This is a genomic window from Delftia sp. RIT313, from assembly GCF_000632165.1.
Taxonomy (GTDB): domain Bacteria; phylum Pseudomonadota; class Gammaproteobacteria; order Burkholderiales; family Burkholderiaceae_C; genus Comamonas; species Comamonas acidovorans.
This window is the reverse complement of the sequence record NZ_JFYT01000001.1, coordinates 305,599-320,520: the sequence shown is the minus strand read 5'-3', so window position 1 is coordinate 320,520 and position 14,922 is coordinate 305,599. Positions and strand designations below refer to the sequence as shown.

At 68.4% G+C, this 14,922-nt stretch carries 11 protein-coding genes; 6 read left to right on the top strand and 5 right to left on the bottom strand.

Annotation, left to right across the window (positions count from 1 at the left end):
• Window positions 1–136 precede the first annotated feature (136 nt).
• Together BW39_RS01350 and BW39_RS01345 are read left to right on the top strand one after the other, a co-directional pair.
• Complete coding sequence (locus BW39_RS01350) at window positions 137–1,102, top strand: sulfurtransferase (RefSeq protein WP_043819209.1); 966 nt, start codon at window positions 137–139, stop codon at window positions 1,100–1,102.
• A 174-nt stretch (window positions 1,103–1,276) separates the two neighbouring features.
• Window positions 1,277–2,527 carry a YeeE/YedE family protein gene (locus tag BW39_RS01345; protein WP_043819208.1) on the top strand — a complete coding sequence of 417 codons (1,251 nt, stop codon included), beginning with the start codon at window positions 1,277–1,279 and terminating at the stop codon, window positions 2,525–2,527.
• Between the two features lie 6 nt (window positions 2,528–2,533).
• On the opposite strand, the gene BW39_RS01340 is transcribed toward BW39_RS01345, so the two are convergent.
• On the bottom strand, window positions 2,534–4,204 hold the full coding sequence (locus BW39_RS01340; protein WP_043819207.1) for an ankyrin repeat domain-containing protein: 1,671 nt from the start codon (window positions 4,202–4,204) through the stop codon (window positions 2,534–2,536).
• Between the two features lie 314 nt (window positions 4,205–4,518).
• Here BW39_RS01340 and BW39_RS01335 point away from each other — a divergent pair, with 314 nt between their 5' ends.
• Window positions 4,519–5,958: an alpha/beta hydrolase gene (locus tag BW39_RS01335; protein WP_043819206.1), complete on the top strand. Its 1,440-nt coding sequence runs from the start codon at window positions 4,519–4,521 to the stop codon at window positions 5,956–5,958.
• Between the two features lie 27 nt (window positions 5,959–5,985).
• Here BW39_RS01335 and BW39_RS01330 read toward each other — a convergent pair whose 3' ends face one another.
• Window positions 5,986–6,888, bottom strand: a complete 903-nt coding sequence (locus tag BW39_RS01330) for an alpha/beta hydrolase (protein WP_043819205.1) — start codon at window positions 6,886–6,888, stop codon at window positions 5,986–5,988.
• Window positions 6,889–7,037: 149 nt separating this feature from the next.
• On the opposite strand from BW39_RS01330, the gene BW39_RS01325 reads away from it, so the two are divergent.
• Window positions 7,038–7,910, top strand: coding sequence for a methylglyoxal synthase (locus BW39_RS01325; RefSeq protein WP_043819204.1), 873 nt, complete (start codon window positions 7,038–7,040; stop codon window positions 7,908–7,910).
• 109 nt (window positions 7,911–8,019) lie between these two features.
• Window positions 8,020–9,339 carry a serine hydrolase domain-containing protein gene (locus BW39_RS01320; RefSeq protein ID WP_043819203.1) on the top strand — a complete coding sequence of 440 codons (1,320 nt, stop codon included), beginning with the start codon at window positions 8,020–8,022 and terminating at the stop codon, window positions 9,337–9,339.
• Between the two features lie 117 nt (window positions 9,340–9,456).
• On the opposite strand, the gene BW39_RS01315 is transcribed toward BW39_RS01320, so the two are convergent.
• From BW39_RS01315 to BW39_RS01305, 3 genes are all read right to left on the bottom strand, one after another.
• Window positions 9,457–10,992: an IPTL-CTERM sorting domain-containing protein gene (locus tag BW39_RS01315; RefSeq protein ID WP_043819202.1), complete on the bottom strand. Its 1,536-nt coding sequence runs from the start codon at window positions 10,990–10,992 to the stop codon at window positions 9,457–9,459.
• 184 nt (window positions 10,993–11,176) lie between these two features.
• Window positions 11,177–12,520 carry an NADP-specific glutamate dehydrogenase gene (gene gdhA, locus BW39_RS01310; RefSeq protein WP_013801081.1) on the bottom strand — a complete coding sequence of 448 codons (1,344 nt, stop codon included), beginning with the start codon at window positions 12,518–12,520 and terminating at the stop codon, window positions 11,177–11,179.
• Window positions 12,521–12,872: 352 nt separating this feature from the next.
• Window positions 12,873–13,787: a LysR family transcriptional regulator gene (locus BW39_RS01305; RefSeq protein ID WP_043819201.1), complete on the bottom strand. Its 915-nt coding sequence runs from the start codon at window positions 13,785–13,787 to the stop codon at window positions 12,873–12,875.
• 175 nt (window positions 13,788–13,962) lie between these two features.
• On the opposite strand from BW39_RS01305, the gene BW39_RS01300 reads away from it, so the two are divergent.
• Window positions 13,963–14,823 (top strand): alpha/beta hydrolase, encoded by an 861-nt coding sequence (locus tag BW39_RS01300; RefSeq protein WP_043819199.1) that lies wholly within the window; start codon window positions 13,963–13,965, stop codon window positions 14,821–14,823.
• Window positions 14,824–14,922: the final 99 nt, after the last annotated feature.

The window sequence follows — 14,922 nt, the reverse complement described above, 5'->3', positions numbered from 1 at the left end:
CAAGGGGTGCCGCTGTCCATGTTCGGGCGGTGCATATCCATCTGCGGATTGCGCAGTTGGGAACCGGCCGGGCCCTGCCTACATTGCATTGCAGAGGAATCAACCCGATCAACGCAACTGTGAACAAAGGACCGCAATGGCAACGCTGACCGCTTTCTCCTCCCTTCCCGCCGCGCTGCGCCAGGGGGCGTGCACCCTGCTGTGGGGCGTGGCCCTGGTCGGTGGTGCGGCCCATGCCAATGCGCCTGTGCCCGAAGGCCCGCTGGTCAGCACCGAATGGCTGGCGGCCAACCTCAACCGCGCCGATGTGCGCATCGTCGAGGTCAGCGTCAACCCCGGCCTGTACGAACGCTCCCATGTGCCGGGCGCCGTCAATTTCTCTTGGCACAACGACCTCAATGACAAGGTGCGCCGCGACATCGTGGGCAAGGAGCAGTTCGAGAAGCTGCTGTCGCAGGCTGGCGTGAAGGACGGCAACACGGTCGTGCTGTACGGCGATACCAACAACTGGTTCGCGGCCTGGGGGGCCTGGGTCTTCGACATCTATGGCGTGCAGAACGTCAAGCTGCTGGACGGCGGCCGCAAGAAGTGGGAGGCCGAGAACCGCCCCCTCAACAACCGCGCCCCGGAATATGCGGCCACCACCTATCGCGTGGGCAAGGTCAACACCGCGCTGCGCGCGCGCCTGACCGATGCGCTGGCCTCGGCCGAAGGGCGCAGCGACGCCAAGCTCGTCGACATCCGCTCGGCCGACGAATACCAGGGCAAGGTCTTCGCCCCGGCCGGCGTGCCGGAGCTGGCCATCCGCGCCGGCCACATCCCCGGCGCCGTCAACGTGCCCTGGGGGCAGGCCGTGCGCGAGGACGGCAGCTTCAAGTCCGCCGAAGAGCTCAAGAAGCTCTACGCGGGCGTGGGCATCGACGGCAGCAAGCCCGTCATCACCTACTGCCGCATCGGCGAGCGCTCCAGCCACACCTGGTTTGCGCTGTCCAAGATCCTGGGCTACCAGGTGCGCAACTACGACGGCTCGTGGACCGAATACGGCAACTCCGTGGGTGTGCCCATCAACAACCCGGCCGGCACGGTCTGGGCCGCGAAATGATCCTGCAGTCGATCAACCTGTCTTGAAGGCGGGGGCCGGGCGAGGGGTGTCGGTGCTCTTGGTTCGACGGATCAGGGGTGGTGACGAGTGGCTTTGGCAAAAGCTCGGCTCCTTTGGGGCCCGCAGACTGCGGGCCCCTTTTTTTATGCGTGGATGGCAACAAAGGGGGCAGGAATGACAAGCGTGACCGGTGAGCACACGCAGAACGTGAATGGCAGGCACAGGGCAAGGGACTGGACCAGATGGCTGCCCTTGGCCGCCGTGCTGGCCGCAGCCTGGCCTGTGGCGGCGCAGCTGCAGCTGCAAGGCGGCGGGCGCACCCTGGTCTTTGCGCTGGCGCTGGGCCTGCTGCTGGGGCTGGTGCTGCAGCGCTCGCGCTTTTGCTTTTACTGCCATGCGCGCGACTGGTTCGAGTTCGGCGACCCGCGCGGCGTGCTCTCCATCCTGCTGGCGCTGGCCGTGGGATCGGCGGGCATGACCGTGGTGCTGGGCAGCTGGGTGGCCGTGCCCCAGCCGGGCCAGTTGCCGCCTGACATGCACATAGGTCCCGTGAGCTGGGTGCTGGTCCTTGCGGGCCTGGCCTTTGGCGCGGGCATGTCGGTCTCGGGCTCGTGCATCAGCGCCCACTGGTACCGGCTGGGCGAGGGCTCGCCCGTGGCGCCCTTTGCCCTGGTCGGCACGGGCCTGGGCTTCGTGCTGGGGTTTCGCAGCTGGAACCCGCTGTACAGCCTGGCCATTGCCGATGCGCCCGTCATCTGGCTGCCGGCCCATCTGGGCTATGGCGGCGCGCTGGCGCTGCAACTGGCCGTGCTGGGCCTGCTGGCGGCCTGGGTCTGGCGCATTCATGGGCGCTCGGGCCGTGCACAGCCCCGGCCTGCGGCAGAACCGGCGCAGCCACCGGGCCTGCGCCAGCTGTGGCTGTCGCTGTGGCAAGGCCGCTGGAACGCCGCGCTGGGCGGCCTGGCCGTGGGCCTGATCGCGGCCGCCGCCATCGTGCGCATGCGGCCGCTGGGCGTGACCACCACGCTGGGCAGCACCGTGCGCGGCTGGGCCCAGGCGGGCGGCTGGGTGCCCGAGCGCCTGCATGGCCTGGATACCCTGGGCGGATGCGCCACCGCCGTACTCAACAGCCTGCTCACGCCCCATGCCGTGCTGCTGCTGGGCCTGGTGGCCGGTGCCTGGGGCGCTGCCGTGGCCAGCCGCCAGTGGACGCCGCGCCGCCCCACCTGGCGCGATGCGGCACGCGGCCTGGCCGGTGGCGCCTTGCTGGGCTGGGGCGCCATGACGGGGCTGGGCTGCACCATTGGCACGCTGCTGTCGGGCAGCATGGCGGGCGCGCTGTCGGGCTGGGTCTTTGGCGCGGCCGTGTTCACGGCGCTGTGGGCGGGTTTCGTGCTGCGGCGCTGGCAGGCCAGCCGGGACTGAGGGCCTTCAGCCGGCAGCCGCACCCAGCAGCAGATCCGCGATCTCCTCCGGATACCGCTGCCGGCTTCCGTCGATGAGCACGCAGCCGGGCGCCTCGGGGTCGGGCCTGGCCAGGGGCATGCCGTGGTCGATGAGGGCCTGGGCGCAGCCCAGCCAGTCGCCGCCGCCGGGTTCCGTGGATTCGGGCCGGTTCAGCGATGCCCAGCACAGGGTGCCTGCGCAGTTGTCGCCATAGGCGTGGCGTTCGGTCCACTGTGCGCCGTGCTCCAGCAGGAAGCGCGCCATGGCGGCATCGCCACGGAACACGGCCTGGTTCAGTGCGGATGCATCCCAGTCGCCGCCGCGCGCGGCGATGGGCCAGCCCAGTTCCACCATGCAGCGCACGGCGTCCATGCAGCCCAGGGCCGCCAGTTCGGGCAGCATGCGCAGTTGTTCGGGCGCCAGGCCCTGGAGCAGCCCGGGGTGGGCTGCGGCAAGACGGCGGGCCTGTGCTGCGTCGCCCACGGCGCAGGCGGCCAGGAGCTGCTCCTGCGGCGTGGTGGGCTCGCTGCCCGCCGCCTGTTCCAGCAGGGCGGCCACGTCGGCCAGGCCAAAGCGCCGCGCCAGTGCAGCGGCACTCAGGCCCTGCGGCGTGCGGACCGACGGATCGGCGCCGGCATCCAGCAGCGCCTGCACATGGGCGGGCGAGCGGCGCCGGCGGATGGCCCACAGCAGCGGGCGGCCCCATTCGCCCTGGCCGTTGTCCTCGTTCGGATTGGCGCCGTGGTCCAGCAGCAGGCGCAGGGCCTGCACATCGTCCAGGTCCAGCACGCGGAACAGGGCATTGCTGCCGTCCACGCGTGCGCCGGCTTGCAGCAGCAGCCGCGTGCATTCGCGGCTGGCGGGCGTGCCTTCCAGCGAGTGGTAGAGCGATTCGCCGTCGTTGGGGTCGGCGCCGGCCTGCAGCAGCATCTGCGTCAGTTGCGCATCATGGTTCTGGCCTGCTGCGCCATAGAGGGCCGACAGCCGCTCGGTATCTGAGGGGGCCTGCAGCGAGGCGGGTGGCCAGCGGTTGCCTATGGTCTGCAGCGGGTCGGCGCCCGCGTCCAGCAGCCAGCGCGCGCATGCGTGCAGGTGCTCGGTGAATTCGGGCAGGCGCAGCAGGCAGGAATGGGTGACGGCCATCAGCGGCGGCAGCGCCAGCGGCCCGCCTGCACGGCGCAGCCAGCCGGGGTCGTAGCGCTCGACCTCGCGCAGCACGGCCAGATTGCCGGTGGCGCAGGCCACCCAGGGATCACTGCCATCACTGCCCGCAAGTTCCGGCCGCTCGTCCAGCAGGCGCCGGGCCAGCGCGGGCTGCGCGCGGTGCGTGCCGCCCGCCACATCGCCGGCATAGACCAGGGCCAGCCAGTGCAGCCGGGATTTCTCGGGGTCCGCCGCCAGGCGCTGGCATGCCTCGACGTAGCCTGACAACTCGCTCCATGAAGCGAAACCGTGCTCGCGCGCCACGCAGGACTGGGCGTCGTGCAGCCGCAGGTCCTTGGCGGCCAGTGCCTCATCGGCAAGGCCTTTGGCCGCTGGCAGGTGGGAGCGCAGGGACTCCATGGCCTGGGCCGAGCCTGCGCGATAGGCGGCCAGCAGTTGCTTGGCCTGTTTCTTGAGGTGGCCCATGTCGGGCCGGGCGGGGATGCGTTTCACAGGAATACCTCCGTGCACGAAGGCCAATGACCTGCAGCTTGGCGCACAAAGGCATGTGGCAAGAGAAAAACGCCGGGAGGCGCATACAGGTGGGTTCAACCCTTCCCGCAGGTCCGGGTGCGGCCTGCACCGCAAGCGCGGATGTTAGCGCAAGGCGACAGTCATCTGGGTGACAGCCGGCAGCCCCTGCTTGCGGGTTCCTACCCGCATGGCGGGCCAGTTGTCTGGCATAGGCTGCGTCGGCAATCCCGCTTGAACCTGATTTTTTTTTGCGCGCGTTCCCCTCAACACCTTCATCCCAAGGAGACAGTCTTATGCGAGCCCTGCGTTGGAATCGTTGGAAGTATCTCGGTCTGCTGGCGGCCACGGGCCTTGCGGCCTGCGGCGGGGGGGACGGTGATGCGCCCGAGGAGACGCGGGCACAGGACAGCCGCAGCTTTGCGCCGGCCAATCCTTCGGCCACCAGCTTCGATGCGCTGGCCGCCGCTTCGGGCGATGTGGTCGACAACGCCAGCACCAGCCGCTGGGCCGGTGTGCTGGAAGGCGCGGCCTACCGCATCGAGGTGCCGGCCAACTGGAATGGCCGCCTGGTGATGTATGCCCACGGCTATGCGGGCGAGGGCAGTGCGCTCAACGTCACCAATCCGTCCATACGCCGGTACCTGATCCAGAACGGCTATGCCTGGGCGGCGTCCAGCTACAGCAAGAACTACTACGACGTGCGCGCCGGCGTGGAGGACACGAATGCGCTGGCGCTGGCCTTCAACCGCCTGGCCGCATCCCACGGCCGGCCGCTGGCGCAGCCGCAGCGCCTGTACATCACCGGCCATTCCATGGGCGGCCATGTCACGGCGGCGGCCATCGAGGCCGAGGCCCAGGCCACCGCGAGGAACAAGGTGCGCTACCAGGGCGCCGTGCCCATGTGCGGCGTGACAGGAGATACCGAACTGTTCGACTACTTCGCCGCGGCCCAGGTCACCGCGCAGGCCATGGCCGGCGTGGCCCAGCGCCCTGTCACCGAGTGGGCCGCCATCCAGGGCCAGGTGACCTCGGCCCTGTTCACCACCTTTCCGTCGGCTCCCACCGCGACGGGGCGCGCCTATCTGTCGGTCATCCAGAACCTCACGGGTGGCCCGCGCCCGCTGTTCGATCTGGGCGTGGCCGTGGGCGGCTCGTTCGCGCCGGTCTGGGGCGTGTTCGGCAGCGATGGCTCGGTCAACGGCATCCTGAACCGCAATGTGACTGATACCAACCGCTTCACCTACCGCATCGACGGGGATGCCGCGGCCTCGGCCGCGCTCAATGCCGCTGCGCAAAAGCGCACGGCCGCGCCCGATGCCAACCGGCCGCGCCGCGACGGCCTGCGCTGGATTCCCGTGACTTCCGGCGATATCAACATTCCCGTGGTGACCCTGCATACGCTGGGCGATCTGTATGTGCCCTTCAGCATGGAGCAGATCTACCAGCGCCGCGTGGCCGACAAGGGCCGGAGCCAGTGGCTGGTGCAGCGCGCCATCCGCGGCGCATCGCACTGCGACTTCACCGTGGCCGAACAGGTGGAAGCCTTCGATGCCATGGTGCAGTGGGAGCAGGGCGGCGCCAAGCCGGGCGGTGACGATGTGCAGACGGCCGCCACGGTGGCCGCGCCCACCTATGGCTGCCGCTACACGCGCAACACGCTGGGCCCGGATGACAGCACCACCACGCGGCAGTTGCGCGCCGTGATCTCGCAGAACGCGGCAAGCTGCCCGTAGCGCGGAAGGCGGCGCAGGCTGCGCCGCTCAGCGCGGGCTTGCTGGCGCTGTGGGCGCCTGTGCGAGCAGGCGCAGCCCGAACAGCTCGTCCAGCGCCTGCCGGTATTGCTCCATGGCGCGCGACTGGGTGTTGTGATGGTTGCCACCCTCGATGAGCACGAAGCGCTTGGGCTCGCTGGCCGCCTCGAACAGCTGGCGGCCCAGCGTGGCGGGGATCAGCGGATCGGCGCTGCCGTGCACGACCAGCAGCGGCGAGCCTATGCCGGCCACCTTGTCGATGGAGGCAAAGCGCTGCGTGATCAGCGGCCCCACGGGCAACCAGCCCCAGCGGAAGCTGCGGACCACGTCGGGAATGCTGGTGAAGGTGGCCTCGACCATGACGCCGGCCTCGTCCTGGACGCTGCGCGCCAGGTCGATGGCGATGGCGCCGCCCAGTGAATGGCCGAAGATGAAGCGCGGCCGGCCCGGAACGTGCCGGCCCAGCCAGTCCCAGCCTGCGCGTGCGTCCTCGGCGGCCGATTCCTCGGACGGAAGGCCGGCGCTGCTCTTGCCAAAGCCCCGGTAGTCGATGGCCAGCACCGAAAAGCCCAGTTCGTGCAGCCGCCGGATGCGCGGCGAGGAGCCGGCAACGTTCCAGCGCGCGCCATGCAGGTACAGCAGCACGGGGGCGTTGCCGGCCGTGGCCGGCTGGGGCAGCCACAGCGCATGCAGGCGGGCGCCGTCCTGCGCTGGCATGTCGATCCAGACATCTTCCATGCCGGCCGTGTTGGCGCCGGGCCAGCTGCGGTCGCTGGGCTGGAAGATCCATTCGCGCTGCTTGGTGTCCAGCACGGAGCAGCCGCTGGCCGCCAGCAGCGCGGCCACGCCCAGCGCCGCCGTGATCCGGTGCAGGCGCCTTCGGGGCCACAGAAAGGGAAGCATTGAGGGCATGACGCAACAATGGATGCACGGGCCGGCCAAAAGTTCAGCGCCGCTGCCCTGCGGGCCGGCGCTGTCATGGATTGGCGCTATTCTTGCCGCTGGTTCGCGGGCCGACAAGGCGATGCGGACCTCTCCCCACTGTTGATGAGTGAACCTGTATGCCGATACGCCTGGGCCTGGCCGCCAACCGAATCCACCACCAAACCGAGGATGCCGCACTGTTCGGCTGGCTGCGCGCCTGCGAGTCCGGCATCCGCGAGCTGCAGCTGGGCCTGCATGCCGTGGGCCGTACCTTCGACGCCATCCAGGCCGCCGGCATGCTGGCGTCCTACCGGGGCCTGCGCCGCTATCCCTATGGCCGCGAAGGCGGGCTGATGAAGCTGGTGGCCGAGGTGGTGGGCGTGGAAGGCGACGAGCGCACGATTGACGGCGCCATTTATCTGACCGACCCCGTCGATCCGTCCTCCATCTTCCCCGAGGCCGTGGCGCTCAAGCGCCAATGCGTGATCCACGGCAAGCCCTTCCTGTCCACCGTGGCCTCGGCGCGCGACTGGATCGAGATGGAGCGCATCCATGCCGGCCTTCCCAGGGATGCGGGCGCGCAGCGCTTCCACGACTACGCGCAGCAGACGCTGGCGCTGATCGCCCACGATGCGCTCAAGCCCACCATGCTGGATTTCGCGGCGCGCAACTTCGAGCTGCTGTCGCGCTTTGGCCGGCGCGTGGGCACGGGCACCACGGGCCAGCGGCTCAACGAAATGGCCTGGAGCCGTGGCTGGCCCGAGGACCGGCCCTGGGTGGACCGCTACAACAGCGGCCCGCTGGGCGGCGATGCGCAGATCGCCGACCTGGTGCTGGACCGCCGCTGCCAGCGCGTGATCTTCTTCGAGGACCCGCATGTGGCGCGCCAGCACGAGGCCGACATCCAGCTGCTGGAGCGCGCCGTGACCACGGTGACGCACGACACGGTCTGCATGACCTCGCCCCAGGTCGCCCAGCGCTGGTGCGATTCCGCCCTGATGCGCCGCTGAAACCTTCGTCGCGCAGACGACAGCCTTGCGGCCTGCGGGCGGGCGAACACCCGTGACCGGCCGAGGGCTTTCTGCAAGACTGGCCGTTTCCAAAACCAAGGAGACAGCGATGGTCAGTCAGCTCTTTCGGCGTTCCCGGCATGCCATGGCCTTGCTGGCGCTGCTGCCCGGCTGGGCTGCAGCCCAGGCCCCGGCAGCACCTGCGCTGCCGCCGCCCGACAGCGTGCGCCTGGAGCAACTGGGGCTGATGCAGGGCTTTCCGCCGGCTGCAGACAAGCGAGTGGACGTGTCCAACGGCTACCGCTATCCGCAACTGCGCTGGGTGGTGCAGCACCTGCGCGAAATCCAGCCCACGCAGAACATCCGGCGCGGCGCGGCGGCGCCCTCGGCCCTGCCCGAAGCGCCCATGGCCCTGGGCGGCCTGCGCTTTGACGACGACAAGGGCCAGCCCGTCACCGTGGACCAGTGGCTGGACCGCACCTATACCGACGCCATCGTGGTGCTGCACAAGGGGCGGGTGGTCTTCGAGCGCTACCAGAACCAGATGCAGGCCAGCTCGCCGCACCTGCTGTTCTCGGTCACCAAATCGTTCACCGGCCTGATGGCCGCGCAACTGGCCCACGAGGGGCGCATCGACCCCCAGGCGCTGGTGACGAAGTACGTGCCTGAGCTGGAAGGCTCGGCCTGGGGCGACATGACGGTGCGCCAGGTCATGGACATGACGGGCGCCGTGCGCTTTCGCGAGGACTACACCGACCCCAAGACCGAGATCTTCGGCTACTCCTGGGCCTCGGGCATGCTGCCGCGTCCGCCCGGCTACGCGGGGCCGACCAATGTGTACGACTTCCTCAAGACGCTGCCCAAGGAAGGCACGCATGGCGAGGGCTTTGTCTACCGCACCGTGCACTCCGAGGTGCTGGGCTGGATCGTCTCGCGCGTCACGGGCCGGCGCTGGAGCGATCTCATGAGCGAGAACATCTGGCAGAAGCTGGGCATGCAGGAAGACGCCTATGTGATGGTGGACAGCACCGGCACGCCGCTGCAGGGCGCGGGCCTGAACGCCACGGCGCGTGACCTGGCGCGCGTGGGCGAGATGCTGCGCCTGGGCGGCAGCTTCAACGGCCAGAAGATCTTCGACAAGGCGGTGCTGGACGACATTGCGCGCGGCGGCGACCGCGAGCAGTTCAAGTTCCGCGGCATCCAGGCCGCGCGGCCCGGCTACAGCTACCGCAACCAGTGGTGGGTGCTGCACAACGCCGACGGCGCCTACGAGGCCGCCGGCATACACGGCCAGTTCATCCACGTGAACCCGGCCGCGCAGATGGTGGTGGTCAAGCTGTCATCGCACCCGGTGGCGGGCGCGGCCTTCACGCATGCGCTGACGCTCAAAGCCTGGGCGGCGCTGGCCGATGCGGTGCGCGACAGGTAGCAGGAACAGGTAGCAGGCAGCAAAAAAGGCAGCGTGCGCAAACACGTTGCCTTCGGCCCGTGGGCAGGCCGGGCCGGCTTCTGATCGCCTGGCACGGCCCGCAATGGAGCGCACGCGTCAGACCTGGCGACGCCGCATCCGGGTCATGCCGAACAGGGCCAGCAGGGCCGACATGGCAATCAGGCACCACTGCGACAGGGTGGGCACCGCGGTGGTGGTGGCTGCCGCGGGCATGGCCACGACCACGGGGTCGAGGATGGCGCCGTCCTGGGCTCCGTCATCGTCGCCATCGCCGCCGTCCGTGACGGTGTAGCTGGCAGTGCCACCATTGAAGCTGGAAATCTTCACCCACTGGGCAGGCGTTGCCAGCGGCTTCCATTTCAGCAGAACGGCACCTGCGGGCACGTCTGCATGCGTCACCTGCATGGTCAGCGTGTCGCCGACGGTGCAGTCCCGGGTCTCAAACTCCAGCACGGGCCTGGGCATGTCGGGCACGGCCGTGAAGCCGGCGGGCAAGGGGCCGGGCAGGGCGCTGGTGAATGCGACATGGCGGAAGGTGCAGGTGCCATTGGGCTGGCCTTGCGTGAACTGTGTCCTGCTCGTTCCATCGGCGTGCTGTGTGAGGCCGAGAACAGTCACGGAGACGGTGCCGGTTGCGGCTGCGTAGTTCAAGGGATCGCTGCTGGCCTTGGTCCCCCGCACGACGCAGGTGCCGGTGGCCGTGCCGGTCAGCTGGTTGCCGCTGACCGTGCATGGCCCGCTCAGGAGCTGGAAGGCGGGGACGGCATTGCCGATGCCGCCGCTCAGGGCCAGGGTGGTGGTTTCGCCCACGGCGACGGCTGTCGGCGTCGCGGTCACGGTGGCTGCCTGGGGCTCGGGGATCTTGATGGGATTGAGCGTGTAGCTGCGGTCCAGCGTATTGGCTTTGCTGTCGGTGACCCGGACCGTGAACGAGGTGCTGCCTGCGGCCGTGGGCGTGCCGCTGATCGTGCCTGTGGCGGGGTCCAGTTCAAGGCCTGCAGGCAGCGCTCCGCTTTGCAGTGCAAACGTGTAGGGTGCGCCCAGGCCGCCGGTTGCCGTCAGCGTCCGGGAGTACAGGCTGCCGACCTGGGGGCTGGGCAAGGTCGAGGGGCTGATGCTCAGGGGAATAAAGGGCTCGACGGAAACGGACTGTAGAGCCGCACCCACAATGTCGGCGGCCGAGAAAGTGATTTTCACGGTGCTGCTGTTGGTGATGGGCTCGTCCAGCGCAATGGTGGAGATGCCCACCGGTGCCGTCTTGGTGTACGTCACGGCGCCCGATGTGATGGTCAGTTGCAACGGATTGGCCGTGCTGTTGCGCATCACGAATGATTGGAAATTGATCTTTCCGGTGAGAGCCGACACCGACCAGGATGCAAAGGGATAAGCCGAGCCGCTGATTCGAAAGCTCATCCAGCCGTTGCTGTCGGTGCCGCAGCGGGTGGTGCCGCCGACCATCTGTGCGGAGAAAAAATAGTAGGGCGATGAAGGCGTCGTGTCAGTCGTGGATCTGCAGTTGCCGTTGACATCCAGATTGGGTTTGAAGCCGAGGGATTCATAGGCGAAGGCATTGCCCAGCGACAGGGCAGCGGCGCCGACGAGCAGCGCTTTGGTGATGGGTCCAGGGAGCATGGGGAACGGGGGTGGAGACAGGGCGCGCTGAGTGTCCTCTCCCGTTGGCCGGCGAATCTGAGCAATTCTGAGAATTGGCTTTCAATAGCGAAGGCCGTCGCGCTTTCTGTGTGCGGGCCAGCCATGAAAAAAGCCCATGCAGCAGGCTGCATGGGCTTTCGTCAGGGATGGGGAGCGTTGATGCTCAGATCACGCCCTGGGCCAGCATGGCGTCGGCCACCTTGACGAAACCGGCGATGTTGGCGCCGTCGATGTAGCTGACCGTGCCGTCCTCGCGCTTGCCGTACTTCAGGCAGGCGGCGTGGATGCCTTGCATGATCTGCAGCAGGCGGGCATCGACTTCCTCGGCGGGCCAGGACAGGCGGGCCGCGTTCTGGCTCATCTCCAGGCCCGAGGTGGCCACGCCACCGGCGTTGCTGGCCTTGCCCGGTGCGTACAGCACGCCGGCCTTCTCGAAGGCCTTGGCGGCTTCGATGGTCGAGGGCATGTTGGCGCCTTCGGCCACGCAGACCACGCCGTTGGCGATCAGCACCTTGGCGTCTTCCTCGGTCAGTTCGTTCTGCGTGGCGCAGGGCAGGGCCACGTCCACCTTCAGGTGCCACGGCGTCTTGCCGCGCAGGAACTCGGCGCCCACCAGCTTGGCGTACTCGTCCACGCGGCCGTAGCGGTGGTTCTTCACGTCCATGAGGATGGCCAGCTTCTCGGTGGTGAAACCGTCCTGGTCATACACGGTGCCCGAGGAGTCGGAGACCGACACCACCTTGGCGCCCAGTTGCAGGGCCTTCTCCACGGCGTACTGGGCCACGTTGCCCGAACCCGAGACGGAGACGGTCTTGCCTGCGAAGGACTGGCCGCGCGTGGCCAGCATTTCCTGGGCGAAGTAGACGGTGCCGTAGCCGGTGGCTTCGGGGCGGATCAGCGAGCCGCCGAAGGACAGGCCCTTGCCCGTGAACACGCTGGCGGCGCTGTTGGACAGCTTCTTGTACATGCCGGCCATGAAGCCCACTTCGCGGCCGCCCACGCCGATGTCGCCTGCCGGCACGTCGGTGTCCGGGCCCACGTGGCGGAACAGCTCGGTGACGAAGGCCTGGCAAAAGCGCATGACTTCAGCGGGGCTCTTGCCCTTGGGATCGAAGTCCGAGCCGCCCTTGCCGCCGCCCATGGGCAGCGTGGTCAGCGCGTTCTTGAAGGTCTGCTCGAAGGCCAGGAACTTGAGCACGGACAGCGTGACCGAGGGGTGGAAACGCAGGCCGCCCTTGTAGGGGCCGATGGCCATGCTGTGCTGGATGCGGAAGCCGCGGTTGACCTGCACATGGCCCTTGTCGTCGGTCCAGCTCACGCGGAACATGACCACGCGCTCGGGCTCGACCAGACGCTCCAGCAGGCCGAGTTCGGCGTACTTGGGGTTCTTCTCGATGAAGGGCCAGAGGCTTTCCATCACTTCTGTGACGGCTTGCAGGAATTCGGGCTGGCCGGGGTTGCGTTGCGCCACTTCTTCAAGGAATTGGCCGACGGACTCGTACTTCATGGAAAAACCTCTGACTAAAAAACGGCTGCGGGAAGGGGTGAGTGCAAACCAAAATTATGCCAAAAAGTTATGCCGTCATGCATCGTTTTGGTGAACAGTGCCCGTGCTTGGTGCCTGAATGCCGTTTTTCGGTGCATTTCCAGAGAGGTGCCGACGGTATTTGGTGCATGGGCAGGGCCTGCGTGCCGCAGTGAGCGGGCAGGCAGCGGCCTGGATCAGCCGTATCCGGTGGCGTGCATGGCCATGGCGAATGGGAATGGCTGGCGCCATGCCAGCTGACATGAAGAGTGGCTAGGAAGGCCTTGCAGCCGGACGGGGCTTGGGCCCGCCCGGCCATCCCATCGACGGCCTTTCAGCTGCGCTGCAGCTGGGGATGGCGCGCGAACAGGTCGGCCGCCCAGTCCACGAAGGCCCGCACCTTGGCGCTGAGGTGGCGGTTGGGCGGATAGACCACGTGAATGGGCAGCGGCGGCTGGGTCCATTCGGGCAGCACCTCGACCAGTTCGCCGCTGTCGATCAGCGGCTGGGCAAAGGCCGTGACCAGCTGCGCGATGCCGAAGCCCGCCAGCACGGCGGCCGTGTAGGCATTGCTGTCGTTGGCCGCGATGCGGTAGTTGCCCGCCACCTCGATGGATTCATCGCCCCGCTGGAATTCCAGCGGGTACATGCGCCGCGTATGGCCCGCGAAGAAGGCGACGATCTGGTGCTTCGTATCCAGCTCGGAAGGGTGCTGGGGCACGCCGTGGCGCGCCAGGTAGGCGGGCGAGGCCACGGTGACCCAGTTCATCGAGCCGATGCGCCGCGCCACCAGGGACTGGTCGCTGAGCTCGCCCCCGCGGATCACGCAGTCCACGTTGTCGCTGATCAGGTCCACCAGGCGGTCGCCCACGCCCAGGTCGATCTGTATGTCGGGGTAGCGTTCGCAGAATTCGGTCAGCGCCGGAATGATGATCAGCCGGGCCATGGAGCTGCCCACGTCCAGCCGCAGTCGCCCGCTGGGCGCGGTCTGGGTGTTGACCATGCTGGCTTCGAGATCGTCGAAGTCATTGAGCAGGCGTGCCGCGCGTTCGTAGTAGGCCGCGCCATCGGGCGTGACGGTGACGCGCCGCGTCGTGCGGTTGAGCAGCTTGACGCGCACGCGCGCCTCCAGCGCCTGTATCTGTTTGGTGACCGTGCCCTTGGGCAGGTCGAGCGAATCGGCGGCGCGGGTGAAGTTGCCGGCTTCCACCACGCGAACGAAGACACGCATGGCCTGGATCTGGTCCATGGAAAGTTGCTCCTGCAGCGCCCGGCAAGGGAATGCCGGCTCGGCGGAATTCTCACATGCGCGGTATCGGGCGATTGTTCGTGAAACGGAAACAGAGCGATGGCTGCGTTGCTATTTCAGACATGGCCGGCGCCGCCTATATTCCAACCATCGACCATTGCCGCAGGTTCGCGCCATGTCCACTTCCCCGTCGCTTCCGAACGGCCCCGCCGCCGGGGCGCAGATTGCCGAAACAGAATTCTCCATCGAGCTGCCCGAGCACGGCACCGTGGCTGCGCGCGCCTATGGCCAGCGCAGGCCCGGCACGGTCTCGCCGCTGGTGCTGCATTTCCATGGCGGCACCTTTGTCTGCGGCACGCTGGACAACGGGCGCTACATCGGCCGGCTGCTGGCCGAGGCGGGCGCCGTCGTGGTGTCGCTGGCCTACCCGCTGGCGCCCGAGCATCCGTTTCCCCAGCCCATCGAGGTGGGCTACGCCGTGCTGCAGTGGCTGTACAAGCACCGCGTGAAGATGGCGGGCAAGGGCGCGCCGCTGTTCCTCGCGGGTGAAGAAGCCGGCGGCAACCTGGCCGCCGCCGTGGCCGTGATCTCGCGCGACCGGGGCCATCCGCCGCTGGCGGGCCAGATCCTGGTGTCGCCCATGCTCGATCCCTGCACCGGCACCGCCTCGCAGCGCGAGGCAACGCCCGAGGCCGGCGAATGCCGCTGGGCCACGGGCTGGCGCGAGTACCTGAGCTGCCCCAAGGACGCCATGCATCCCTATGCCGTGCCCGGCAGCTCGCTGCGCCTGGCCCAGCTGCCGCCGGCCCTGGTGCTGGTGGGTGGCGACGACCCGCTGCGCGACGAGGCCCAGGCCTATGCGGCCCGCCTGCGCGCGGCCGGGGTGACGGCCAGCAGCCATGTGCTGCCCAGCGCGTCGAACTGGCCGCAGGCCCTGTCCGAGGCCGAGGCCTGTACGGCCTGCAGCGCCGCCGTGTCCCAGCATGTGCATGACTTCTTCGAGGCCACCATGAACAAGCCCGCAGCACCGGGCTAGGCCCCGCGCCGCCGCAGCCGGCGACACCTGCTGCCCCGTTTTCCCCTTCCGCCTTCCCGGCGCGTTCAGGCGCCGGGCGGGCATCGTGTTCCCTGAATT